Source organism: Pseudomonas sp. UBA5706, assembly GCF_002419965.1.
GTDB lineage: Bacteria > Pseudomonadota > Gammaproteobacteria > Pseudomonadales > Pseudomonadaceae > Aquipseudomonas.
Window position 1 is genome coordinate 45,732 of record NZ_DIHC01000033.1, and the last position, 24,467, is coordinate 70,198.

Sequence of the window (24,467 nt, forward strand, 5' to 3'; positions counted from 1 at the left end):
ACCATGACCGTTAAAATGTCGCCCGCTTTTTCGATATATCTGGATCTGGTTCGCCTGGCATCGGCAGGCGTCGTCCTGCTGTCGCACTACCCCACCACGGTGAGCCAGGCAGCCATCACCAACCGATTCAATTTTGCGTATGACGCCGTCATCGTGTTTTTCGTCCTTTCCGGGTATGTGATCAGCTACGCGGTGGACACGAAGGAAGATAACGGTGTCGTTTATAGCGTCAATCGCATCGCGAGAATATTACCTGTCGCGGCAGTAGCGGTTGTACTCTCGTTGTTGCTCATGATGTGGGGAAGTCAGACTAGCCCGGCGATGTATCCAGACGTCTCACAACTGCAACTCCCTTTCTATTACGTGGCCCGAACACTCTCATTCACTAATGAGTTCTGGTGGGATGACATCCGCCCATTCATGAATGGGCCATACTGGAGCCTGGCATTCGAGGTGTGGTGTTACGTCATCTATGGTCTGGTCGTGTTCACGCGTGGACCATGGCGCGTAGCGTTTGTGTCATTGGCGTTACTGGTGACCGGCCCCAAACAATGGTTGATGCTGCCTATCTGGTTCGCAGGTGTTGCTGCCTACCGGTATCGAGACCGCTTCAGTCCCTCCCGAGGGCTACTTTGGTTGCTCTGCCTGGGGCCTGTCGCGCTGTTTGCTGGCATCCAGCTGAATAATCCGCGGGACTGGTCCTATCCGTTGGTGGGTATGCAGATAGAGCGCGTGTTGGGCCACGGCCTGGATAGTGCTGCCAATTTCGGCTGGGGGTACGTGCTCGCAGCGCTCATGTCCGTTCACCTTATCGCGGTACGCCAGCTCTGCCGGACGACCACGCTCGATACCGAAGGGCGCGCTGGTACGCTGGTAAGACAACTCGCTTCCTACACCTTCAGCCTTTATATCCTGCATTACCCGTTGACGCTTTTCTGGCGAGCACAGCTAGAGCCGGCACAAGAGTCCTGGGATCCGGCCCTTCGGGCGTTGATCTATGCAGGTATCTTGATCCCGGTGTTCGTTCTGGGGCAGCTCGTCGAGCGTAGAAGAAAGGCGTTTCGGCAAGCAGTACGCAGGGTATTGACCCTTGCGCAGCGGTTAACCGCGCCACGAGCGCAATAGGCCGCAGACCGATCCGATCATGACGAGACCGAGGCAGTTTCGCCGGCGGTTCTCTGGTATTCTTGCAGCCCTTCAGAATAAGGCGAAGCCCTTTGAAACCGGTTGAATCGGGCTGCTTCGTCTCTGTGCATTCACAGGACTGAGCGCAATGAAAAATGCCAGCTCGGTACCTTGTTATTCCAGTTGCGCCATTTGGCACTTTAAGGATTTTGAACCATGGGATTGATACCCGTAATTTTGTCTGGTGGCGTAGGTAGCCGGTTGTGGCCCGTGTCTCGCGAGGCCCACCCCAAACCCTTCATGACACTGCCAGACGGGCAGAACCTTATTCAGAAAACCTTTCTGCGTGCAACCGGGCTCGACGGTGTGTCGGAGGTGCTGACTGTCACCAATCGCGAGCTTCTCTTCAAGACCGAAGATGAGTACCGCACCGTCAACTCCAGCGGGGTTGCCCAGAGCTATATTCTTGAGCCATTTGGTCGTAACACGGCAGCCGCCGTCGCGATGGCCGCCTTGCAGCTCAAGGAGGCTCATGGCTCCGATGCTCATATGCTCGTACTCGCGGCTGACCACCTCATTCAAAACGAAGCTGCGTTCGCCCAAGCAGTGGCCAAGGCTGTGCAGCTTTCCGAAAAAGGCTTTCTGGTCACTTTCGGCATCAAACCCCAATACCCTGAAACCGGCTTCGGTTACATCGAAGCCGGCGCCGCCATCGACGCTAACGGTGGCCTGCAGGTCGCGCGCTTCGTCGAGAAGCCGGATCTGCCAACCGCCGAATCTTACCTGGCCGCTGGCAACTACTTCTGGAATTCGGGCATGTTCTGCTTCCAGGTCGGCACCGTTATCGAAGAGTTCGCCAAGCATGCGCCGGACGTACTGAGCGCCGTCGCCGTTGCGATGGAGCGCTCGCGCCTGACGCAAGCCGATCGCTACCGCTGCCTGGCACTGGACGCGGAATCCTTCGGCGACGTGCCTGACATTTCCATCGACTACGCGCTGATGGAACGCTCCGACAAGGTTGTCACCGTCGCCTGCGACATCGGCTGGAGCGATATCGGCTCCTGGAACGCCGTCAGTGAACTGACCCCCGAAGACGAAAACGGCAACCGTTTCGAAGGCGAAGTGTTGTCTCACGGCGCGAAGAACAACTACGTGAACAGCGAAGATCGCCTGACCGCGCTGGTCGGGGTTCAGGAACTGCTGGTGGTCAATACTCCGGATGCGCTGATGATTGCGCACAAGGACCATGCCCAGGACGTCAAGCATATCGTTGGCCAGTTGAAGAAATCCGGCCACACGCTGCACATGTTGCACAGTACCGTCCACCGTCCCTGGGGCACGTACACGACGCTGGAAGACGGCGAACGCTTCAAGATCAAACGCATCGTGGTCAAGCCAAAGGCGTCGCTGTCGCTGCAGATGCACCACCATCGCAGCGAACACTGGATCGTGGTCAGCGGCATGGCCGTGATCGTCAACGACGATCAGGAACTGATGCTTAACACCAACGAGTCGACGTTCATCCGCGCCGGTCACCGACACCGCCTGAGCAACCCGGGCGTCATTGATCTGGTGTTGATCGAAGTCCAGAGCGGCGACTATCTGGGTGAAGACGATATCGTGCGATTCGAAGACGTCTACGGTCGAGCCAACTGACCCATCCCGGCCTGCCTGTTGCCATTAACCGATGCCCTTCATCCCTCATGGGTGAAGGGCATTATCCGATGCCAGGATTCTGCGCAACACATTCGCCGCGCACCCGTACTCTTACGCTCGGGACAGCAATGATTAAAGTTCTGCACTTCTTCAAAACCTACTTCCCGGAAACACCCGGCGGCGGAATCGAGCAAGTCATCTTCCAGCTGGCCCAAGGCAGCGTGAATCACGGCATTGAGCCGCAGGTGCTGTACCTGAGCGCCAATGGCTCGGCGCGTAACCAAACGGTGGGTAACCACATTACCCACCGCTCGCGACAGGATCTGTACATCGCATCCACCGGGCTGTCGTTGTCCGGCATTAGTGACTTCAAGCAGCTTGCAGCGTCCGCAGACGTCGTGCATTACCACTTTCCGTGGCCGTACATGGACGTGGCGCATTTTGCCAGCCGACTGAAGAAACCCTCGCTGGTGAGCTACCACTCCGACATCGTTAAACAGAAAACCCTGCTCAAGTTTTATACGCCGCTGATGAACCGGTTCCTTGGCAGCGTCGACCGGATCGTGGCCTCTTCCCCCAACTATGCGGCCAGCAGCGAAGTGCTGACGCGTTTCAAGGACAAGGTCGAGATCATTCCTTACGGGCTCGATCGCGCGACCTACCCTGCCCCGTCGCCGTCGAAGCTGGCGTACTGGAAGCAGCGATTGGGCGAGCGTTTCTTTCTGTTCGTTGGCGCTTTGCGCTATTACAAGGGCCTGGATTTTCTGCTCGAAGCCGCGCACCAGACGAAATTGCCGGTGGTGATCATGGGCGGCGGGTATGAAGAGCCACAACTGAAAGCCAAGGCCAGGGCGCTAGACCTGAACAACGTGACCTTTCTTGGCGGGCTGGACGATGAGGACAAGAACGCATTGCTCACACTCTGCGAAGCCTTTGTGTTCCCCTCACATCTGCGCTCGGAATCCTTCGGTATTTCGCTGCTCGAAGGCGCCATGTATGGCAAGCCGATGATTTCCTGCGAGATGGGCAGCGGGACGACGTTCATCAACATCGCTGACGAAACCGGCCTGGTCGTGCCGCCGCGTGACGCGAATGCGCTGGCCGCGGCCATGACCACACTGTGGAATGACCGGGATCTGGCGAGCCGCATGGGCGCCAGGGCAGTTCAGCGCTATGAAGAGGTGTTTACGGCAGACAAGATGGTGCGGTCCTATGCAGCGCTCTATCAGGACATACTGAACAAGCGTTGAGTCGTCCTGGCAGCCGCCCAGCCGGGCGAGAGAATGTCACCCGGATGGGGAACGACTCGCAGCTATTAAGGCTTACGCTTGCGCGGCCCGGTATTGAACGCCGGGACTTTTCTCACTGGCTTCGCCGCCGGGGCGTCGGCTGCCGCTTCGCCACTGTCGACCCACTTGCCCAGATTGCGCTTTGCACCGCCGCTGGTTTTCGGTTTTTTAGGCTTTTTCGGTTTTTTCAGAATCTGCCCGCTCGCATCAGTGGTCGGTACGCGGTGCTCCGGAATGAAGTCCGGTTCTTCCCTACGCTGCAGGGTCTGACGGGTCAGCACTTCAATCGCGCTGAGCAGTTCAACTTCGTCGGCGCACACCAGCGAAATCGCCTCGCCGGTTTGCCCGGCCCGACCGGTACGGCCGATGCGGTGCACGTAATCTTCAGCAACAATTGGCAAGTCGAGATTGACCACGGCCGGCAGGTCGTCGATGTCCAGGCCGCGCGCAGCAACGTCGGTCGCAACGAGAATCTGAACCTCACCGGCCTTGAACCGATCCAGCGCCCGCTGGCGGGTCGCCTGCGGTTTGTCGCCGTGGATGCCGTCGGCATTGATGCTCAAGCCTTGCAGGCGATCCACCAACTGATCAACCCCGACGCGAGTCTTGGCAAACACCAGCACCTGGCTCCAACGCTGCTTTTTCAGCAAGTGAATGAATAGCTCGCTCTTGCGCTTCTTGTCGACCGTGACGACCCACTGCTTAACCGATGACGCCGCCACGTTGCGCGGGCTGACTTCGATGCTCAGCGGATTGTCCAGCATCTGCCCGGCCAGGGCGCGGATCGAGTCAGAAAAGGTTGCGGAAAACAGCAGGGTCTGGCGACGCTTGGGCAACGCGGCATAGATGTCACGCAGCTCTTCGGAGAAACCCAGATCAAGCATGCGATCAGCCTCGTCGAGGATCAGCGTCTGGACCTGGGAAAACTTAACTGCGTTCTGACGATGGAGATCGAGCAAACGGCCCGGCGTCGCGACCAGCACATCAACGCCACGGCGCAGCTTCATCATCTGCGGGTTAATGCTGACCCCGCCATACACCGCGTAGGTGGCCAGCGGCAGGTGTTCAGCGTATTGGCGAATTGCTTCATGCACCTGTTCGGCCAGTTCACGGGTCGGCACCAGCACCAGCGCGCGCACTGAGTTGGCAGCGACTTTCGGGCCTTCCATGGTCAAGCGCTGCAGCAGCGGCAAGGCGAATCCGGCGGTCTTGCCGGTGCCGGTCTGGGCGGCAGCCATCAGGTCGCGGCCTTCCAGCACAGGCGGGATTGCCTTGGCCTGAATAGGAGTTGGCGTCTGGTAGCCAAGCGCTTCAAGGGCGCGCAGCAGAGGTTCGATCAGGCCGAGAGAGGCGAATGTCATGGGAATACCGTTGAAAGGATCAGCGCAAAAAGCGTCTATGGATAGACGATGGCGCGCAGTTTACCCTTTCTGTAGCGGTTTCTGCTTGCGCCACTGTTCAACGACCACGCTAGGTGCGGTACAGCGAGCGGTTACTATCGTTGCAGCAGCAATACCGTCAAAATATACAATAAGCAACTTAGAACCAATGTCGCGAGACCACTCTACACAACTTACAACCTGTATGAAGCAACCTATACAACTTAGAGAAACGTCTCGTTCACAAACCCGCTAGACTTTCCCGGCATCAGCGAAAAGCTTCTGGTATCGAATACGCGGAGAGAGCAACGCGTTTTCGTCTGGCTTTGCTATGGACAATGAGTTAGTGAGTGATTATGTCTACCGAGATACCAAAGCACATGCGGATACTTTCCAGCCTCATCATCAATGACTTGAAAGCTCGATATTTAACAAATTACCTTGGTTTCTTCTGGGTTCTCATACAACCGTGCGCGACTGCGCTGATTCTCTGGTTTGTCTTTGAGCACGGCGTCAAAGTCGCACCCCATCACGACTTTCCATTTCTGCTATGGCTGATATGCGGATTAATCCCATGGTTTTTTATAACCGAAGCGCTCAATACGGGATGCCACGCCATAAAAGACAATAGCTTTCTAGTTAAAAAAATTGTATTCACGTATCACTTCTGCCGTTAGTCAAACTCACATCCGCCCTTACTGTGCATTTGCTTTTTGTTTGAATTTTGATTGGCCTGTTCCTGGCTTATGGATATTCCGTCAATGTTTACTGGCTACAATTCCTTTACTACATCACCTGCCTCTATGTTCTCTTGCTTGCACTTGCATGGCTTACAAGTTCATTGGTCATTTTTTTCCCGGACCTCACGCAGGTCATCTCTATGGCCACTCAGGTAGGTTTCTGGTTGACCCCTGTGTTTTGGGACATCACTGCACTCCAGAGTTCGGTCACTTCCGCCTCGTGCGCGACGTTAACTTCGACGCTTATGACTACGTTGCGTTTTCGGATCAAGACGACGTGTGGTACCCCGACAAACTGAGACGGGCTACCGAGATGCTCAAGAATAAAGGAGCAGAAGGGTATTCGAGCAACGTTCGGGCGTTCTGGCCAACAGGGCATAAATGTTTTGTAGACAAGGCTCAAGCCCAAGTACGTTGGGATTTCTTGTTTGAGGCCGCAGGTCCGGGATGCACCTATGTGCTAACAAAACGTCTGGCTTGTGCGCTGAAAAAATCGATTTCTAGACAATGGCGGGAGTTGCAGCGGGTTACTTTCCATGACTGGTATTGCTACGCCTTCGCTCGCAGCAATGGTCATCGGTGGTATATCGACCCCCAGTCGTCAATGGATTACCGGCAGCACGCCCACAACCTGCTAGGCGCTAATATTGGTCTGCGCAGATTGGTAGAAAGATACCGACGCATTCAAGATGGTTGGTGGTTTGGCCAAGTTCACCTCATCTCACGCCTGATAGGCGAACCGTCAAATCCGCTAAAAACCACTAGCAAGCTGCCCTCCCCTAGACAGCTCCTCTTCCTGTCTCTCAACGCCTGGCACTGCCGGCGCAGGATGAGAGATAAGATAGCGTTCGCTGTCGCCTGCTGGATCGCAATCCTCAGTATTCGCAAAGGTTGAATGCTCGTGTCCTCTCTCAAGCTCATTACTCATTGGTAGCTTGCATCGGTTTCTGCTTGCGCCACTGCGGCAGGCCGATCAGCACTACTGCGCTGATAATCACGGTCATGGCCGCCGCTTCTGCCGGGCCGATGTGTTCGTCAGCGAAGAGCACACCCAGTAGCACCGCCACGGCAGGGTTAACGTAGGCGTAACTGGTGGCGGCGGCGGGACGTACGTTTTTCAGCAGGTACATATAGGAGCTGAATGCGACGATGGAACCGAACACCACCAGGTAGGCCATCACCAGCCAGCCGGAGAAACCAGGCGATTGGGTAAGGCGCTCGCCGCTGGTATAGCTGCCGACCAATAGCATCACCCCGGCCACCAGCATTTCGCAGGCGCTGGCCATGGGGCCGGGCGGCAACGGCAGGTAGCGACTCCAGACCGAGCCGAACGCCCAGGCTGCCGCCGCCGATATCACCAGCATCGCGCCCATGGGGCTGGCTTGCAGGTTCGAGCCTAGATTGAGCAGCGCGATGCCGATCAGACCGAGCACGATTCCCGCCCATTCCAGCCCGGTATTGCGATGCCTCCAGATCAGGCCGAATAACAGCGTAAACAGCGGCACCACGGCCACCGCCAGCGCTGCGACACCTGAGGCGACGCCTGCATGCTCAGCCAGCGTGACGCCACCGTTGCCACAGGCCAGCAGCAGGAAACCGACCAGTGCCGCCGCTTTCCACTGCTTCCAGCTGGGCATTGGCGCTCCGCGAAGACGCATGAACGCGAAGAGAATCGCCCCGGCGATCGTGAAGCGAACACCCGCCATCATGAGCGGTGGCCAGGTTTGGATTCCGATACGAATAGCCAGATAGGTCGAACCCCAGATCACGTAAAGCGCGAAAAAGGCTCCGATGAGCAGCAAGGGAAAGCGGCGAGGGGAAGGCATGGCAGGCTCGACTTTGTTCTGTGGTTGATCCCTTGGCTGGGTCGGCAACCTGATGTTTTGAAGCGCTATTCTAGGAAAGCCGGGCTGGTGGGATTAGTAACAAATGGGGAGTATTCGACCCGTACACTTTTTTACAGCAAGCGCGGGTGCGTTAGATCCCGCGATGCTTGCTGATCGCCTCGGCGATTTTTTTTGCCGGCACCTTCTGCAAGGTGCAAAGCAACTGGTGGGAAACCCCGGCGACACCGTGGGTGTTCCGCAGTTGGTGGCTCAGATGCACCGTGAGATTGGCAGCCATTTCGGCGTCAGCCATCGCTCGGTGAGCCTTGCCGGTGTGCGGCAGTCCTGCCCAGGACGTGAGCGTACCCAGCTTGTGATTCGGCGCATTGGGCATCAGGCGTCGCGCCAGCAGCATTGAACATGCGAAGCTTTGCTGCCGATTGCGCTTGATGCGCGACAACTCGAAGTCCCAGAACTTCTGGTCGAAAGACGCGTTGTGCGCCACCAATGGCGTCAGACCGACGAACTCAACCACCTCGTTCATGACTCTTTCGGCAGGTGGCGCGGTGCGCAGCATGCTATTGCTGATGCCGGTCAACGACTCGATGAATGATGGGATGCGCACGCCTGCGTTCATCAGGCTCTGATAGCGCTCGACGATGACACCCTGCTCCATGATCACCACAGCAATTTCGGTGGCGCGGCATCCGCTGCCAGGGGATATACCGGTGGTTTCAAAGTCGATGACAGCAATGCGTTCGTGCATGAAAAAACCTTTGATGCGATCAATGTCTGTAGCTGAACGGGCTGGCCGGTGGTGGTGATTTCGAGAACATCACCGCTGGCAAGCCGCGCTGCTATGAGGTGGGGCTGGGTCAATGCTTGAGCAACAACCCACCCTCGACCGGCACATATCGGCTGGCGGCGCGGATCAAGGAGTTAGCGGTTAGCCCAGGCACGCCATAGGCCACGGCCTCGACCCCGTGCTTGCTGATGATGCGATCAAGCAGGAGATCGAAATCGCCATCCCCCGATGCCAGAACGACTTCATCGACGTGGGGGGCAACGTCCATGATGTCTATGGTGATACCCACGTCCCAGTCGCCCTTGGCCGAGCCATCGCTGCGCTGGATGTAGGGTTTGAGTTTGACGGTGAAACCGAGGTTACGCAGGATCTGCTGGAACTGCTGCTGCTTGCTGTCGCCACGGTCGATGGCATAGGCGTACGCCTCGACGATCTGCCCGCGCTGACTGATGTCCGCCCACAGAGCGGCATAGTTGAAATGACATCCATGGGCCTGACGCACGGTGTAATACAGATTCTGTACGTCGGCGAACACCGCGATTCTTCTCACCAGGACTCCTCGATGCGCTGACAAGCGACGATGGCCGAAAACCGGACCGGCGCCCAGTATGCCATTTTGAGAAGGGGATTGAAGCGACGTGTCGGATTTGTGCAGGTGTGCACCCTCGGCCGCCCGTCGAAATCAGGTAGCAGCACGGCCTGTCGGGGCCATCCACAAGGGAGTGAACGCCGACAAGCCGGGCTGCTAGAGGGTCCGACGCAGGCCGGTTTTATGAAGCGTCAGACGTAAGAGTCGTCATCGTCACCGCCGAACATGCCGCTGTCATCGCTGCCGTAGTCGGTATTGGCGAAGCCGCCGGCGTCATTGCCCCAACCATCGTTGCCGGTGACGCGTTGCTGATCGTCGCCCCAGCCGCTGTTGCCGCCAAATTCACTGTCACTGGCAGGTTGAGCCGGTTGTTGCTCGATGATTTCGACGATCTCCTGCGGCTGGCTGTTGTGGTGAAACAGGCTGCTGATGCCTTCGGCCAGCATGACGCCACCCGCCACACCGGCTGCGGTTTTCAGTGCGCCGCCGAGGAAACCGCTGCCAATCGGGGCGGCAGGCGCCTGCTGTGGCGGCGACGCGTAATTACCTTGCTGCGGCGGATTATACGGTGGGGGGCTCGCCGGCCCGTTGTCGCGCCAGCCACCGCCAGCGGACGGCGCGCTGGCAGGACGGGAAAAGGACGACGCGGGCTGTTGTGCCTGTGGCTCGCGCGAGCCGCCACCAAAGATGCTCGACAGAAACCCACCGCTGCTTTGCGCAGGCGCGGTTTGTGCCTGAGCCCTCACGCGCTGGAGTTCGGCCTGCAACTGTTGGATCTGCTCGTCACGCTGGCGGCTCTGGGCTTCCAGCTGTTTGACTGCGACTTCCTGAACCAGGATCGCCTGCGCCATGTAATAAGGCGCAGCGGGCTGGCGCGTCAGGTGTTCCCTGATCAGCGCCTCGGCCTGGGCGTCTCGGGGGGCGGAATCGGTTTCAGCTTGCTTGAGCTTGCCAAACAAGCCGTCGATCAGGGTTTGCTCTTCGCTGTTCATGGCGACCTCGTTAGATTGCCGTAGGAATTCTGTGGCTGATCCGTGTCAGACACGAACAGTAATGGGGCGTTTCAAAGGTGTTTCAATAGGGTGTAGAAAAAGTTAACCAGGCCCCCCACCGTCCATCTGATTGGCCCACCGGGTGCCTCTACGCTAAAGTGTCGGCCTGCTTCTGCCTGTGACGCATTCATGAATCCGTTGACGATCATCCAAGACTCGCTGTACTTCTTCCGGCGTAATTTCGCCAGCATTCTCACGCTGTGCCTGCCGCTGGTGGTTCTTGAGGCCCTGACCAAGCAGTTGCTGGCCAGCGCATCGGGACCGGATAGCTCGGCAAGTTGGCAGCTGCTGATCGGCCTGTTGTTCTACCCGCTCTACACTGGCGCGCTGATCCTGTTCCTCAGCGCCAAGACCCGCAGCGAGACACCCGCCAAACGCGATTTGCTGGCAGCAACCCTGCGCATGTGGCCGACCTTTGCCGTACTGACCGCGCTGAGCACCTTGTTGATCATGGCCGGGCTGTCGCTGTTCATCGCTCCTGGGGTATGGGTGATGATCAAGCTGGTGTTCTCCGAGTATTTGCTGGTATTGCGCGGGTTAGGGCCGCTGGAGGCGATGCGCGAAAGTTTCCGTATGACCCGTGGTCACATGGTGCGAATTCTGACCTGCGTGCTGTTCGTTTACATTCCACTTTCGGTCCTCGAAGCGCTGAGCTACTACGTCTTGCCTGATCAGCAAAGCCCGCTGCTGTCGCTGGCAGTGGACAGTATTTCGAGCTTTTTGCAGCTGTTCATCAGCGTAGCGATGTTCCGGCTGTTTATGCTGATCGACGAGCCCGCGCGCCCGGCCTGAGGAGCGCCGATGCAACGTTCACTGCGCTACCTCATCGTGCTCATGGTGCTGATGGTTTTGACCGCAGGGTTGCTTTACGACATTACCTGGCATCCGGCCAGGCATGAACGAATGCCGGTCATCTGCAACCCCAAGGATGCCGCTCCCCCGCTTCTGGTGCCCGGCCAGGCGTTGAAGGTCATGACCTGGAACATCCAGCACCTGGCTGGCAAGCGCTACGTCTTCTGGTACGACATGGCCGACGGCAGTGGTCCGGATGAGCGCCCGACCCCCGAGGACATCGCCTATAACCTCGATGAAGTGGCGCGAGTAGTCCGCGATGAGCAACCGGACATCGTGCTGTTGCAAGAAGTGGATGACGGCGCCAAGCACACTGACTACACCAACCAACTGGCGCTGCTGCAGGAGCGGGTAACCGATCTTTATCCGTGCACTACCGAGGCGTTTTACTGGAAGGCTGACTTTGTCCCTGACCCGCATATCTATGGAAGCGTCGGCACCAAGCTGGCCACATTGAGTCGCTATCGGCTGGACAAGGCCGAACGCTTGCAATTGCCCTCACCCGAGGGCCATCTGATTGACCGCCCGTTCGAGCCAAAGCGCGCTTTGCTGGTGAGTTATCTGCCGCTGCGCGACGGTGGGCACCTGGCGGTGGTGAACACCCACCTGGGGGCGTTTCGTCCTGGCGACGACACCCTTCAGCGCCAAGTGGCGGCGACTAGCCAACTGCTGACGACGTTCGAGCGCGGCGGCACACCCTGGATCAGCGGCGGCGATTTCAATCTGCTGCCTAAAGGGCAGTACGAGCACCTGCCTGCCGAACAACGGGCACGATACGCTCCCGAAAGCGCGCTGCATGCCCTGTGGGAAAAATTCCCGATGATCCCCAGTAACGAGGACGTCAGCGGTGAGGAGCGTCGCAAGTGGTACACGCGCTTCCCCAATGACCCAAGGGTAAGCGGACCGGATCGCACCCTGGATTACCTGTTCTACAGCCCGACGTTACAGCGCGTCGATGGGCAGGTACGACGGGAAGATACGCTGTTGATCTCCGATCATTTGCCGGTAATCGGACGATTTTTGCTGCCGGGTGCGGCGCAATGACGGGTGTGTCACGCGATCGCGCTTCTGGCCGCACGCAGTGGGAAATGGCTTGCCTGCGATGGGTCGGTAACCAGCGATTAACCCCAAGACGTCATGTCGGCCAGCCTGTGTAGGCTGATCTTACTGCTGGTACGCACGTCGTCCGCAAACTAACGCCCACGGCCGTCGGCCAGACTAAAAGCAATCGCAACCATGGCGGTTATTGCCTGGATTTGACCCGTGCCGTCGGCTCTGCAATCAGCGGGTCATCCGGCCAATAGTGTTTGGGGTACCGGCCCTTCAAATCCTTCCTTACCTCGGCATAGGTGCTGCGCCAGAAGTTGGCCAGGTCTTGCGTCACTTGCACCGGCCGGCGCGCCGGGGATAACAGGTGCAGCTTGACGAGCTGACGCCCGCCGGCGATACGAGGCGTGTCGCAAAGACCGAACAGCTCCTGCAGCCGCACCGCCAGAATCGGCGGAGTTTCGCTGTAATCCAGCCGCACCGAAGACCCCGACGGTACGCTTAAATGATGGGGTGCCTGTTCATCCAGTCGTTGCGGCAGCGGCCAGGGCAGGAGGCTGCGCACGATCGAAGACAAATCCAGATTGCCGAAATGGCTCAGGCGCGTGACCTTGCCCAGGTACGGCAACAGCCATTGTTCGAGGCTCGCGAGCAAGGCATCGTTGCTGACATCCGGCCATTGGCTGCTGTCCTGCTTTTGCAGATCCAATTGTCGCAACAAGCTGACCCTGGCTTGCCACTGCCGCAGCTCTGGTGTCCAAGGGAGCAACTCCAGCCCTTTTCGCCGCACCAGCGCCAGCAAGGCCTGACCGCGCGCAGAGTCATCCAGCCCCTTAAGCGGTTCACGACTGATGATCAGCTCACCGGCCTTGCGCTGTCGCTCGGCACGAAACACGCCCTCGCGCTCGTCCCAATCCAATTGATCGAACAACGTGACTTGCTCTGAAAGCACCGAGTCGAACAGCGCCGGATCGAACTCGGCCGCCAGATAGATACGCTCTTCGCGCTGACCCTGGCGGCTTCCTAGCTCAGCGATGACCAGCCACGCGTGCTTCATCAGCGCATCGGGCTCGGCGAATAAGGCCGCGCGGCCGTTGGCCAGTCGATATTCAGCGCCGCCGGCCTTGCGTTGTTGGGCGACGCGATCGGGATACGCCAGGGCCAGCAAGGCGCCGAGCCAGCGTGGGTGATCGGGATCGGCAACCGGCTGTTTCGGGGCTCCTTTCAGCGCGCCGCGGTATTGCCTGGCCAGCTGTTTAGCCCGCTGCACCCCGCCCTGGGCACCCCGGCCTGCGCGTTCGGTGCCCCCCAGCAGGGTCAAGCGGGTATGCAGGTCCGCCCCCGCACCGCGCAAGATGTCGCGCTCGCCCAGCAAGGCCGCGACGTCACAGGCCAACACGCCAAGCCCCAGCGCCTGACCGCGCAGCAGCAGGTGCGCGATCCGCGGATGGGCGGGCACCTGCGCCATCGCTTGGCCATGCGGCGTGAGTTTCCATTGTTCACCCGGCTTACGGCTCAGCGCGTCGAGACGACCGAGCAGATCCTGCGCCTGTGCATAAGCCGCTCCGGGCGGCACATCCAGCCAGGCCAACTGCGCAGGCTCGACGCCCCAACGCGCCAGTTGCAACGCCAGCCCTGCGAGGTCAGCCTGAAGAATTTCAGCTGCGTCATAGGCCGCCATTTGCTCGTGCTGTGTTTCGGACCACAGGCGGTAGCACACACCGGGCGCAAGGCGCCCGGCCCGACCGGCACGCTGCGTGGCGCTGGCGCGGGAGATGCGCTGGGTATCGAGTCGGGTCATGCCGCTGCCCGGATCGAAACGTGGGACCCGTGCCAACCCTGCGTCGATCACCACCCGCACGCCATCGATGGTCAGGCTGGTCTCGGCGATATTGGTCGCCAGCACCACTTTGCGCTTGCCGTGGGGAGCAGGTTCGATGGCCGCACGCTGAGCACTCAGATCCATTTCGCCATGCAGCGGGCACAGCATCACCTCACTGCGCTCGCCCAGCACATCAGACAGCTGTTGGTTAACCCGACGAATTTCCGCCTGCCCCGGCAGAAACACCAGCAGGCTTCCGCACTCACTGCCCAGCGCATCGAGCACCGTTTGCACCACGCGCGGCTCGATGAACTCGCCCGGTTGAAACGGGCGCCCCCACTGCATCGTCACCGGGAACATGCGCCCTTCACTGCTGATCACCGGCGCGTCATCCAGCAAGTTCGACAGCCGCTCGCCCTCCAGGGTGGCCGACATCAGCAAAATCTTCAGCAGCTGCTCGTCGCGAAATAACGCCCGGCCATTGAGGCTCAACGCCAGCGCCAGATCGGCATCCAGACTGCGCTCGAGCATTTTGCCACTTGCACTGACTTGTCAAATCCACGAGAATATAGATATCACAAGGGCTATGGGCACGCAATACCGTGGATAAAAATTTGACAATCATCAAAGGAATGCTTGCCTTGGTGAACTATCCGTTCACCACCCTCCCGGAGGACGTCGTAGCCCTGATGACACGCACCTACGCTCCGATCGCCATGGACGGGATGAGCCAATTGATCAAGCTGTTCGATGCGTACTGCAACGTCACCAAGGCGGAAATCACGTACATGGGGATGTCCTCGCCCAGCTTCGAAAGCACAATTCGTGGCTTCTTAGGGGCCCTGTCCGATGACACCTTTATTGGTGTGACCCGTGGCCTTCGAACGAGTTATGCAAAGGAATTCGTTCGGCTGATCCACGAGATGGCGAAAGACGTTCCTTTGCTTCCGACCTTTGAAGGGAAAGATGGCTGGCCTACGCCCAATGCAAGATATTGGGCAGTTGCCAAAGAAAATCTCGACCCGTCCGCAGTTAGGTTTTGGAACGGCTGGCCCGTAGAAAGCGCCGACGGTAAGACTATCTACATGTCCTTTGCCAATCTCTGGATCTCGCACGGGGCGGAGTTTACGGAGCAAGCGTACAAAGCCCTTTGCCAGTGGGCGATCAAGATGCGGCGCCCAAGATGCAGTGAGTTCAGTGCATTCCTAAATTTTGTGTCAGAGCGGGCCAATAGTTGGCCTGTGGAAACATTCCGGGATCCTATTCAGATCAAACATCTGTTCTTGGATTTCATGGTTTGGTATTTCAAAGACCAGCTCGCGCAAGACAACGATCTTGCGACGGCTACAAAGTCATATGCTGCTTTCATCAACCTGATCACCTCTACCATGCTGGCCGGGGGATCGTGGGTGAAGCCGTTCATGGGAAATTTGCCAAAGCCAAAAGTTATCAATGTCGCCGGTGTAGACACGAATAAAAAGAAGAACAGCAAAGGTGAGGTCATCAAGGCGAAACTCATTACCGAGATTCCGTATGAAGTAACCGATACACAAGCCATCGAACTATTGTTTAAGATCATCAAAGCTGACAATGATATTTTGTACCGCTGGGCAAATGCTCAGGCCTGGAAAACCTCGAACAACCGAAAAGCCAGAGAACGCCTAGCCAAGTCCGGAAGTTCCGACAAGGTTATCTATGCCACACATTCTCAACCCCATGACCTCAACCCTGCCGACGTGTGTGCAGCTTTCCAAGAACATGGCTTTGACTACGTCAAACGAGACTTCTCAAAGCGGTTTGGGAAAAATGTCAACCGCGAATTCTTGAATGGCTTTCTAAATGTTCCAACACCTGATGATCTGTATCCATTCAAGCTACTCCTGGTACATGCTTACCCTTGTATCACGCAATCGTTCATCGATAACTTGGAGCTATATAACGAGCAGGGCGTACTCCATGGCTTTGTGAAGCTAGAGGGCTACTATCAGCTCACTGGCTACAAAGACCGAAGAGGCGGGAAACTCAGTGAGATCAAGGTCAAGCTGACGCCTCGGGACGCGGTGCGTGTGCGGCAGGTGATCAGGGCGACACAGCCCCTGAGAGATTACCTCAGAGACCAGGACGACGACGCATGGCGATATCTGTTCATAGCCTGCTCTCGCGGCCTGACGCACCCCACGAAAATGGTAGCGACGAACTGGAATTCAGGCACTTTGGCAACCCGCTATCAACACCTTTTCGACGAATTCTCCCCCTACCTGAAGCGCCCGAGGGAGGAGGTAGAGGACTACATCTGCCGGATCTCGATTACGTCACTGAGGGCGACCAGAGCGGTTCTCACCTACATCGAGAGCAACAGCATCACGGACACAGCGAAGGCACTCGGGCATTCCGACGTGTCGCTCGATCTGCTTGAGCGCTATCTACCTGAGCCGATCCTGGCTTTTTTCCAAACAAGATGGATCCGAGTCTTTCAGAGAGGAATAATTTGCATGGCCATGAAAGACAGTAAGTATTTGCTGAAAGTCTCGAATTTTCAAACCTTCGATGAGCTTCATACCTTTCTGGAGAACAATGCATTGAAGGACATTCCAGAAAGCATGCGTGACCCAGAGGCCCTGAAGAATCCAAAGCTCTCAAGATCGTCCCCCCAGGACAAAGAAGCAGCAGATCGGGTCGTCATCTCGCTCGACGTCGGGATCTTGACCGCGTTGCTCTCCATTGAGGAAGCCGTTCGGATGTCTACCCGCCGCGATGAGATCAATGCTAAGGCGCTGTACTGGGCAAAACTGACCAGCCTTCTTGTCAACGATATCGCAGACGGGAACGAGTTTGACCTGCAGGACTACTTGGCAACCGCGCGCGGTCAAGTCGACGCAGCACAAATGGAGGCCATCATTTATGCTACTGCCGCCTGAACTCGCTTTCTTGGCCCCCCTGCTCCGATCACCTCGTGAGGAGTATAAGTCAGCAGCTTGGCTGATCAGTGACTTCGACAGCACAATATGGCAGTACTCTTTTGAGTACAAAAAAGCCCCAAAGGAGCTGGACTGGAATGTCCCTTTGTCCGATGGCAGCTCGCTTCTCGACGAAAAAAACAGAGACACGCTGCTGGGGTTTAAGTACTTCCTTACCTGTAGCACTCGCAACGAAAGTGATACTGGCGAAACTAATGATCTCAAAGGGCAACAGGCAAGGCAATTCTGGCGCGCCTGTCACATTATTGATTTCTTGCTCATCAACGACTCTCGCTACCAAATTTTCAGGTACGGCCTGGCAGGGCTAACGGGAGGCAATCTGATTGAGTTGCTGGACACCCTCTCAAAAAACACGTCTATTTCCGAATCAGTCTACAGTTGGACTCCGACTCTGCGGGAGTATTGCTACACCCTTCTTAAAGAAACGGACGATAGCAGGATCTTTGAGACCCTCAAGGCACGTCCCCAGCTTATGATCCTTACCAACGAACAGAAGGATGAAGATGAGCTGGGCATCCCGTTCGACCTGATCCCGCCAATTAGGGCTTGTTTATACCTAAATGACATGTACGGCTCGCCTCAAGTTGATTATGGTCTTCAACCCAATACGATACGTCTTTCTCAGGTTCTTTATCCACAGTGCCTATGGGGCAGGACGCAGGCTAAGACCGTACATTCTGTATTAGGCTTCAACGATGATACATCGATGTTCACTCGTGAATACGCTGGTGTGCCGGCGCATACGGGCACGAACACAATAATGCGTGACCAAACATACTTCGATTATCGATCGAGCTTGTACAATCTTGGGACGCTCTTGGAAATCGGACTACCGGCCCCTCAAATTTCAGCACTTGTGGAGGCGGACGCCTATACCCCAAAACTCGGGCTAAAGGGAAGGTTTAGAACCGTACCCTCCGATACTGTATTCAAATCGATTCGACACGCAATCGAATTCCACATTGAACACGGCGAAGAGATTATCAAAGGGTTTTGTCGAATTGCCCTGGAATGCCAAAAGCGGGGCGTCGCCCCATCAACGCTTTCGGAAGCTGAAGTCAAGAGTATTATTGGCCCGTACCTGGTCAATCTGGGTGTATCACAGCTGTCTCTGAGTTCGCGGATCATCGACACAAAAACGCTGCGCGAGTCAATCAAAGGCAATAAAGAAGAATATTTTATCAAGCTAAGGAATAATGTAGGACTATACGATCTGCTAGCCGCCTATGTGGGCGGAATCCAGCTCACGGTCGGCGTGCTAATGGCCAGGCGGGTTAGCGAGCTTTATACACTTAAGGCTAACAAATGCCTAAGTGAATGTGGAGACTGGCTTTATTTCCGCAATGCCAAGAGTAGCAAGCACCTGTTCGGCCATCGCCGCTCCGAAGCTCGCCCTATCGAACCTATCGCTGGGGATATGATCAAAAATTTAATAAAAATGCAAAAGATCCTTTTGCGTATCGGCTACATTAAATCCTACCACACCCTTTTTGCGCTTCCGCAGATGCGGGGCAATCGGGGCTTGGTAGATTCGGGCAATGCCGCTTACAACCGCAATCTCGATATTTTTTGTGATTACTTCGAAATGCCGGTCAATGCACTGGGGCAGCGTTGGTACCTGCGCCAACACCAGATGCGACGCTTCTTCGCAATGCTCTTCTTCTATTGCGGCAGTTTTTCAAGCCTTGATACGCTGAGATGGATGCTCGGCCATACTGACATCAAGCATGTTTGGAACTACCTCACTGAAAGTACGGAGGGCGCCATCCTGGCCTCGGCCGCTGCGCAGCATGCAGCCGAAAACATCCACATCGGGAATACAGAAAACTTCAAGGAACTCGTAGAGCTCATCAAAGAGCATTACCAGACTGAAAACTATACTCTCATTGCAACTTCCGAGCTTGAAGATTACATCAGCGACCTTATGAGCGAAGGCATGGTTGAGATCGAACCCGAGTTCTTCACCGATGCTGACGGCACCCACATGAAGATCGTTTCTCGTTTGAAATACAAGGAGGCAGCGTGATAGACAACAAGCCTTCTCGGGCTGACAGTGCCCGTGCGGGCGCTGTGGCTTTGCAACGCCTTCTGAGCCAGGTCATCACAACTCCGCACGCCTTTGCTGCGGACAAACCGCTGATTGCCGCTCTGAATTCCCAAGCTGGCCTTGCAAACCTTGATCTAACTGTCCAGGCCGATAATGGGGATACACTTAACTGCTTCCCCACAAGCCTTAATACCCTCAAAAAATACAGTGATGAGGTGCTCATAGGCGGATTCAAATCCCTCAACGCGCTTCGGGCAAAAGCCCTGGAAGCCATCGAGCGCCATGACCGCCAGAAAACCAAGAGTAATAAGCGTACAAAAGAGGGCCTAAAGCTAACAGTCGCCGACCATGAACAAGAGCTTGATATGCTTCGCCAGACCAACTTCTTGCTCCTGCGAGCGCTGCAAGAGTCTATGGGTCAAATCAAAAGCATCAGCACAGCAAGTGATCCGTTAACCCGCGAAAAATGGGCATCAGATGCCATCGCTACCCTTTTGGCGATCACAAGCCTCGCTATCCCCCCTTTTAATCTTGCTGACACCCCACAACAACAAAAGCATAGACCTTCCACGGTGGCGGACATCAATGACTACCGAAAGTAAGCACTCAGATCGTTATTCTAAAAAAATGTACACGCTTTTAGGCGAGCATAAAACATTCGGAAGCTTCTCGGTTGACCGGATATTGATGCGCGACGCCACCAACATTTCGTTTATGAGTTGGCCTAATGGCTCCCCATGCATCATTGGAAATCTGTATATGCTTACCCTATTCAATAGGAAGGGGCGAGGCGGTGGACATGGCCTGTCCCGATCGGGCCAAGGCGGAGGGACAATGGGCGACTATGCCGCCAAGCTCAGTCAGCTCCTCCGTCGTTGCTACCGGGATGCACGCGATCCGATAAGAATGAACGACGGCGATTTTGCAGACTATATAGAGGAACTAAGAACAGAGCCTTCCCCTACGAACCCATCAAGGAAAAAGCGTACTGAAGATTCAATTTCTGAAGTTGGCCGGGTATGGCTAGATTTTTTAGGATTCGTAGGGCGCATCCACGGATACGAGGACTTCGTCTCCCCGGAAGGTCGAATCCGCGCCGAGCAGAAAACATTTGTGTTTGTAGACCACGCAGGCAACAAATCGAACCGTAATTTTTTGACTCACCACTCCTTTGGCCCCCCTTCTAGAAAAAAATCCAGAAACCCTATCACCAATGAGCAAATTATACTTCTTAAGGAAACCTCTAGGAAGTCCAACGACACTAACTTTGTTAAAACTAGGCGCTCATTACTGATTGACGTCCTGACGGATACTGGTGCCCGCCGCTCGGAAATTCCCAACCTGACTATTGACGACATAGAAAGGGCAAAGGCGATGCCAACTCCGACTTTGTCAATGACCACATTGAAAAGAGGAGGCGAAGTATTCATAAGAGAAGTACCTGTACATCCTTCCATGCTTCAACTTCTGGATACATTTATTCAGAAGCAGCGTCGGAATATTATGAAAAAATTTCTCAAGGGCAAAAAAGATCACCGTTTCCTCTTCGTATCGGAAACAACCGGAAAACCACTGACCAGTAAAACGTTGTACAATGAAATAGCAAACCTTAGAGACCTCGCCGGAATCGAATCTCAAACCTGTCCGCACATGTTTCGCCACAGATACGTCACTGAATACTTTATCGACTTTATCAAACAGCATCAAATCAACAATGCTGATGACTTTCGCCGGACTTTGCTTCTTGACATTACAATATTCAAAGAAAAGGTCATGAAATTTACCGGCCACCTCACTCCAGCCTCCATCGACACATACCTGCACCTAGCTCTGGAAGCACTGAGCGAGTATTCCACCACGGTAACGTCTATTTACGTCAAGCGCGCCATGGATGGATACTTCAGGCGTGAGAAGGAACTGCGTCAGCGCCTGCAGGAAGGGATGCCCGTCGATGAGTATCTGATGGAACTCGACCTCCTTCAATCGATGTACAAAGATGATCTTAAGGTAGCTGAGTCAAGGACGGAATAATCTGCGTCTGCGGGTCTGAGTAGCGGAGGATGTAGCCGCCCCAGACACCCAGCTAGTCGGCCAGCCGGTATCGTAGGCTAAGCATTCAGGCAGTGGCCCCCAATCTTACTTCACGTCCCACGAGGCTTCGCGCGCGCTGTTGCTTCTGCAACTAATGGGTCTTCGGGCCAATAGTGCTTAGGGTACCTACCTCGCAGATCTTTCCTTACATCGCTGTAGGTCGAACTCCAGAAACTCGCCAGATCCTGAGTAACCTGCACCGGACGGCGAGCGGGGGACAACAGGTGGAGCTTCAGTACCTGTCGTCCCTGAGCTATACGCGGTGTATCGGAAAGCCCGAAGAGTTCCTGTAATCGAACAGCAAGAACGGGCGGATGCTCGCTATAATCGATGCGGATGTTGGAGCCGGACGGAACCTTGAAAGTCTGAGGGGCCATCGCTTCGAGGTGGTTAGGTAGAGGCCACGGCAGCAGTGTCACAAGCACAGATGCTAGATCGAGCCGGGCGAAATGGCTAATCCGGGTCACTCCCTCCAAATAAGGCAAAAGCCACTCTTCGAGAGTGGCCAGAAGCGAGGCATCACTAACGTCTGGCCATTGGCTAGTGCTTTGGACATCCAATTCGAGCGTACGCATAAGCCCTACACGTGCCTGCCACTGACGAAGCTCTGGCGTCCAAGCAAGAAGCGCCAGCCCCTTACGACGTACGTAGCTCAATAAGGCTCGGCCACGGGCCTCGTCAGTGAGGTCTGTCAGCGGGGCTGTGGAGATTACGAGTTCCCCAACGCGCCGCTGCCTTTCAGCGCGAAGGGCACCCTCACGCTCATCCCAATCCAGCTCATCAACCTGGCGAACCAGATCTTGCAGAACATTTTCGAAGAGATTAGGGTCAAGTTCAGCAGCAAGGTAAATCCGCTCCTCGCGCTGGCCTTGTCGACTCCCAAGATCAGCAGCGACAAGCCAAGGATGCTTCATCAGCGCATCGACGTCGGTGAACATTGCTGCCCGGCCGTTACTCAAGCGGTATTCCGCACCGCCTGGACGCCGTTGGTGCGCAACACGATCGGGATACGCCAGTGCAAGTAGGCAGCCTACCCATTTCGGGTCGTTGGGATCAACCACAGGCTCCAGTGCAGGGCCCTGCAAGTGTGAGCGGTACTGCTTGGCTAATTGTTTGGCCCTTTGCGCATCCCGGTGTAACCGCTGCCCTGAAAGCATGGCCATCCTGCTGTGAACGTCAGCGCCTCCACCGCGCAGGATGTCTCTTTCCCCCAAAAGCGCTGCGAGATCACAGGCCTGTTCAGACAAACCCAGATTATGACCACGGAGTAGCAAATGGGCGATGCGGGGATGAGCGGGCAATTGGGCCATGGCCTGCCCGTGGTGGGTAAGTTGACCGTTGGTATCCAGCGCACCTAACCGATGTAACAGATCACAAGCTTGTGCGAAGGCGGCAGCGGGTGGCGCATCGAGCCATTTCAACTCGTCGGGTGAAACGCCCCAGCGCGCCAGCTGCAGAGCCAGCCCTGCGAGATCGGCCTGTAGCATTTCTGGGTGACTAAAGCTGGAAAGCTGCTCATGCTCCGTTTGAGACCACAGTCGATAGCACATCCCTGGTTCGAGACGCCCTGCCCGTCCAGCGCGCTGAGTTGCGCTAGCATTGGAGATGCGCTGAGTCGCGAGACGAGTCATCGAACTACGCGGATCGAAACGCGGTACGCGCTCCAGTCCTGCGTCGATCACAATTCGTACTCCCTCGATGGTAATGCTGGTCTCTGCCAAATTCGTGGCTAGTACGACCTTGCGCTTGCCAGAAGGCGCTGGCTCAATGGCGGTGCGTTGTTCGTTCAGTGAGAGCTCCCCATAAAGTGGGCAGAGCAAAATGCGGGACGCGGATTCGCGTGGCTGTCTTCCGAGCCAGTCTTCCAAATCCCTGTAGACCCGGCGAATTTCGGCCTGGCCAGGAAGAAACACTAGTACGCTGCCCGTTTGCTCTTCGAGCGCATCGATGCAGGTCGACACCACACGGGGCTCTACATAATCTCCGGGCTGAATGGGCTTGCCCCAGACAATATCCACGGGGTGCATCCTGCCTTCGCTGGTCACGATAGGCGCATCGTCGAGCAGAGTCGAAAGCCGTTCGCCCTCCAACGTAGCGGACATCAGCAGAATCTTTAGCGGTGAGTTCTCTCGGAATAGCTCTCGGCCATTAAGAGCGAGCGCTAGAGCTAAATCTGCATCAAGATTTCTCAGGTGGAATTCGTCGAAAATAATTAGGCCTACACCATCCAACGAAGGATCGTCCTGGAGTCGGCGAGCGAGAATTCCCTCCGTCACGACCTCTATGCGGGTCTTGGGGCCGACCCTGCTTTCCAGACGGATTCGATAGCCGACGGTTTCGCCCACTTGCTCACCAAGCTCCTTAGCCATCCGTTCAGCTGCAGCACGAGCAGCCAGGCGGCGTGGCTCAAGCATCACAATGGTCTGGCCGGCCAACCATTGCTCATCGAGTAAGGCCAGTGGAACTCGTGTGGTTTTCCCTGCTCCAGGGGGAGCTTGGAGCACAACGTCATTGCGATGCTGAAGGGCTTTGATAAGGGCCGGCAGAGCGGCGTCGATCGGCAACGAGTTCATGGTGTCTCCGGCAGTAGTACCAGAATTATACAAGCTGCATGGCCTTTAGGGTTCGAGAGGTCACCGCCTCACCTATAGCCCATATACGCCGTAAGCTACCGAGCTGATACACGCCAATTTTACTCGCACCATATACCCGTACATTGGCGCACACGAAGGGTTTGTCATAATCTCCACTACCAGAAATATCATATTGCCCAAAACTAGATTTTCGCTCAAACAATCGGAAATCCGAGGTCGTGCGATGGGGCGTCGACCTTGCTGACAGCGGCGCATTGGAATTTGACATAGCTGACAAAATGCGAAAACCCTCTGTCCACCGCTACTTCCTAGATGGATAGCGAGGCCGCTTGCATGGCTGGGCTTAACCAGCTGAGCCAAGCAATCAAAGCGCATTACCCTAGCGAGCTTCCGTCTCGACGCTGCGCACGGTCACGGTCACGGTGCCCAGGCTATGATGAGTAATTGCCAGACTAATTCCATTAGCCGAACCCCGTAGCCAGAGCAGCACCTAGGAGCTTGCATGCCAATTGAAACGCGCATGAGGTATCTCACAACCGAAGAGTTTGACGCGATGATGAAGGAGTTCGCGGAGG

The 24,467-nt window shown here is 56.2% G+C and carries 16 protein-coding genes and 1 pseudogene; 10 read left to right on the forward strand and 7 right to left on the reverse strand.

What is annotated here, in order from left to right; all coding sequences use genetic code 11:
• Positions 1 to 3 precede the first annotated feature (3 nt).
• The 3 genes from B3I26_RS15490 to B3I26_RS15500 all read left to right on the forward strand — a co-directional run bounded on the left by B3I26_RS15490 (position 4) and on the right by B3I26_RS15500 (position 4,031).
• Positions 4 to 1,125, forward strand: coding sequence for an acyltransferase family protein (locus tag B3I26_RS15490; RefSeq protein ID WP_296258821.1), 1,122 nt, complete (start codon positions 4 to 6; stop codon positions 1,123 to 1,125).
• A gap of 216 nt (positions 1,126 to 1,341) precedes the next feature.
• Positions 1,342 to 2,781, forward strand: a complete 1,440-nt coding sequence (locus B3I26_RS15495; protein WP_296258823.1) for a mannose-1-phosphate guanylyltransferase/mannose-6-phosphate isomerase — start codon at positions 1,342 to 1,344, stop codon at positions 2,779 to 2,781.
• A gap of 128 nt (positions 2,782 to 2,909) precedes the next feature.
• Entirely contained in the window at positions 2,910 to 4,031 is a 1,122-nt protein-coding gene (locus B3I26_RS15500; protein ID WP_296258824.1) for a glycosyltransferase family 4 protein, read from the forward strand.
• 65 nt (positions 4,032 to 4,096) lie between these two features.
• On the opposite strand, the gene B3I26_RS15505 is transcribed toward B3I26_RS15500, so the two are convergent.
• On the reverse strand, positions 4,097 to 5,431 hold the full coding sequence (locus tag B3I26_RS15505) for a DEAD/DEAH box helicase (protein ID WP_296258825.1): 1,335 nt from the start codon (positions 5,429 to 5,431) through the stop codon (positions 4,097 to 4,099).
• Positions 5,432 to 6,274: 843 nt separating this feature from the next.
• On the opposite strand from B3I26_RS15505, the gene B3I26_RS15510 reads away from it, so the two are divergent.
• Positions 6,275 to 7,084, forward strand: coding sequence for a glycosyltransferase family 2 protein (locus B3I26_RS15510; protein ID WP_296258826.1), 810 nt, complete (start codon positions 6,275 to 6,277; stop codon positions 7,082 to 7,084).
• Between the two features lie 25 nt (positions 7,085 to 7,109).
• Here B3I26_RS15510 and yedA read toward each other — a convergent pair whose 3' ends face one another.
• From yedA to B3I26_RS15530, 4 genes are all read right to left on the reverse strand, one after another.
• Complete coding sequence (gene yedA / locus B3I26_RS15515; protein ID WP_296258827.1) at positions 7,110 to 8,015, reverse strand: drug/metabolite exporter YedA; 906 nt, start codon at positions 8,013 to 8,015, stop codon at positions 7,110 to 7,112.
• Positions 8,016 to 8,166: 151 nt separating this feature from the next.
• A complete protein-coding gene (locus B3I26_RS15520; protein WP_296258828.1) occupies positions 8,167 to 8,781 on the reverse strand; it encodes a 3'-5' exonuclease in 615 nt (204 codons plus the stop codon).
• A gap of 109 nt (positions 8,782 to 8,890) precedes the next feature.
• Positions 8,891 to 9,370 carry an NYN domain-containing protein gene (locus B3I26_RS15525; protein WP_296258829.1) on the reverse strand — a complete coding sequence of 160 codons (480 nt, stop codon included), beginning with the start codon at positions 9,368 to 9,370 and terminating at the stop codon, positions 8,891 to 8,893.
• A gap of 230 nt (positions 9,371 to 9,600) precedes the next feature.
• Positions 9,601 to 10,401, reverse strand: a complete 801-nt coding sequence (locus B3I26_RS15530) for a DUF2076 domain-containing protein (protein WP_296258831.1) — start codon at positions 10,399 to 10,401, stop codon at positions 9,601 to 9,603.
• A gap of 189 nt (positions 10,402 to 10,590) precedes the next feature.
• Between B3I26_RS15530 and B3I26_RS15535 the strand changes: the two genes are divergently transcribed.
• Positions 10,591 to 11,253 carry a YciC family protein gene (locus tag B3I26_RS15535; protein ID WP_296258833.1) on the forward strand — a complete coding sequence of 221 codons (663 nt, stop codon included), beginning with the start codon at positions 10,591 to 10,593 and terminating at the stop codon, positions 11,251 to 11,253.
• A gap of 9 nt (positions 11,254 to 11,262) precedes the next feature.
• Positions 11,263 to 12,357, forward strand: a complete 1,095-nt coding sequence (locus B3I26_RS15540) for an endonuclease/exonuclease/phosphatase family protein (RefSeq protein WP_296258834.1) — start codon at positions 11,263 to 11,265, stop codon at positions 12,355 to 12,357.
• Between the two features lie 199 nt (positions 12,358 to 12,556).
• On the opposite strand, the pseudogene hrpB (B3I26_RS15545) reads toward B3I26_RS15540, so the two are convergent.
• Positions 12,557 to 14,707, reverse strand: a pseudogene (gene hrpB / locus B3I26_RS15545) (ATP-dependent helicase HrpB); the annotation flags it as partial.
• An 89-nt stretch (positions 14,708 to 14,796) separates the two neighbouring features.
• Between hrpB (B3I26_RS15545) and B3I26_RS15550 the strand changes: the two are divergent.
• Genes B3I26_RS15550 through B3I26_RS15565 form a run of 4 tightly spaced genes read left to right on the forward strand, consistent with a single transcriptional unit; the run spans position 14,797 to position 21,238 of the window.
• Positions 14,797 to 17,100, forward strand: a complete 2,304-nt coding sequence (locus B3I26_RS15550) for a hypothetical protein (protein ID WP_296258836.1) — start codon at positions 14,797 to 14,799, stop codon at positions 17,098 to 17,100.
• On the forward strand, positions 17,084 to 19,186 hold the full coding sequence (locus B3I26_RS15555) for an integrase (protein WP_296258837.1): 2,103 nt from the start codon (positions 17,084 to 17,086) through the stop codon (positions 19,184 to 19,186). Before B3I26_RS15550 ends, B3I26_RS15555 begins: the two co-directional genes overlap by 17 nt.
• Positions 19,183 to 19,809 carry a hypothetical protein gene (locus B3I26_RS15560; protein WP_031596709.1) on the forward strand — a complete coding sequence of 209 codons (627 nt, stop codon included), beginning with the start codon at positions 19,183 to 19,185 and terminating at the stop codon, positions 19,807 to 19,809. Before B3I26_RS15555 ends, B3I26_RS15560 begins: the two co-directional genes overlap by 4 nt.
• Complete coding sequence (locus B3I26_RS15565; RefSeq protein ID WP_296258841.1) at positions 19,793 to 21,238, forward strand: tyrosine-type recombinase/integrase; 1,446 nt, start codon at positions 19,793 to 19,795, stop codon at positions 21,236 to 21,238. The genes B3I26_RS15560 and B3I26_RS15565 overlap by 17 nt, the downstream gene beginning before the upstream one ends.
• Positions 21,239 to 21,348: 110 nt before the next feature.
• On the opposite strand, the gene hrpB (B3I26_RS15570) is transcribed toward B3I26_RS15565, so the two are convergent.
• A complete protein-coding gene (hrpB, locus tag B3I26_RS15570) occupies positions 21,349 to 23,871 on the reverse strand; it encodes an ATP-dependent helicase HrpB (protein ID WP_296258844.1) in 2,523 nt (840 codons plus the stop codon).
• Positions 23,872 to 24,467 lie beyond the last annotated feature (596 nt).

Bases quoted from the DNA above. Each gene is read 5' to 3' on its own strand.
- B3I26_RS15490 (WP_296258821.1), top strand. From the start codon at position 4: ATGACCGTTAAAATGTCGCCCGCTTTTTCGATATATCTGGATCTGGTT.
- B3I26_RS15495 (WP_296258823.1), top strand. From the start codon at position 1,342: ATGGGATTGATACCCGTAATTTTGTCTGGTGGCGTAGGTAGCCGGTTG.
- B3I26_RS15500 (WP_296258824.1), top strand. From the start codon at position 2,910: ATGATTAAAGTTCTGCACTTCTTCAAAACCTACTTCCCGGAAACACCC.
- B3I26_RS15505 (WP_296258825.1), bottom strand. From the start codon at position 5,431: ATGACATTCGCCTCTCTCGGCCTGATCGAACCTCTGCTGCGCGCCCTT.
- B3I26_RS15510 (WP_296258826.1), top strand. From the start codon at position 6,275: ATGGCTTACAAGTTCATTGGTCATTTTTTTCCCGGACCTCACGCAGGT.
- yedA (WP_296258827.1), bottom strand. From the start codon at position 8,015: ATGCCTTCCCCTCGCCGCTTTCCCTTGCTGCTCATCGGAGCCTTTTTC.
- B3I26_RS15520 (WP_296258828.1), bottom strand. From the start codon at position 8,781: ATGCACGAACGCATTGCTGTCATCGACTTTGAAACCACCGGTATATCC.
- B3I26_RS15530 (WP_296258831.1), bottom strand. From the start codon at position 10,401: ATGAACAGCGAAGAGCAAACCCTGATCGACGGCTTGTTTGGCAAGCTC.
- B3I26_RS15535 (WP_296258833.1), top strand. From the start codon at position 10,591: ATGAATCCGTTGACGATCATCCAAGACTCGCTGTACTTCTTCCGGCGT.
- B3I26_RS15540 (WP_296258834.1), top strand. From the start codon at position 11,263: ATGCAACGTTCACTGCGCTACCTCATCGTGCTCATGGTGCTGATGGTT.
- B3I26_RS15555 (WP_296258837.1), top strand. From the start codon at position 17,084: ATGCTACTGCCGCCTGAACTCGCTTTCTTGGCCCCCCTGCTCCGATCA.
- B3I26_RS15565 (WP_296258841.1), top strand. From the start codon at position 19,793: ATGACTACCGAAAGTAAGCACTCAGATCGTTATTCTAAAAAAATGTAC.
- hrpB (WP_296258844.1), bottom strand. From the start codon at position 23,871: ATGAACTCGTTGCCGATCGACGCCGCTCTGCCGGCCCTTATCAAAGCC.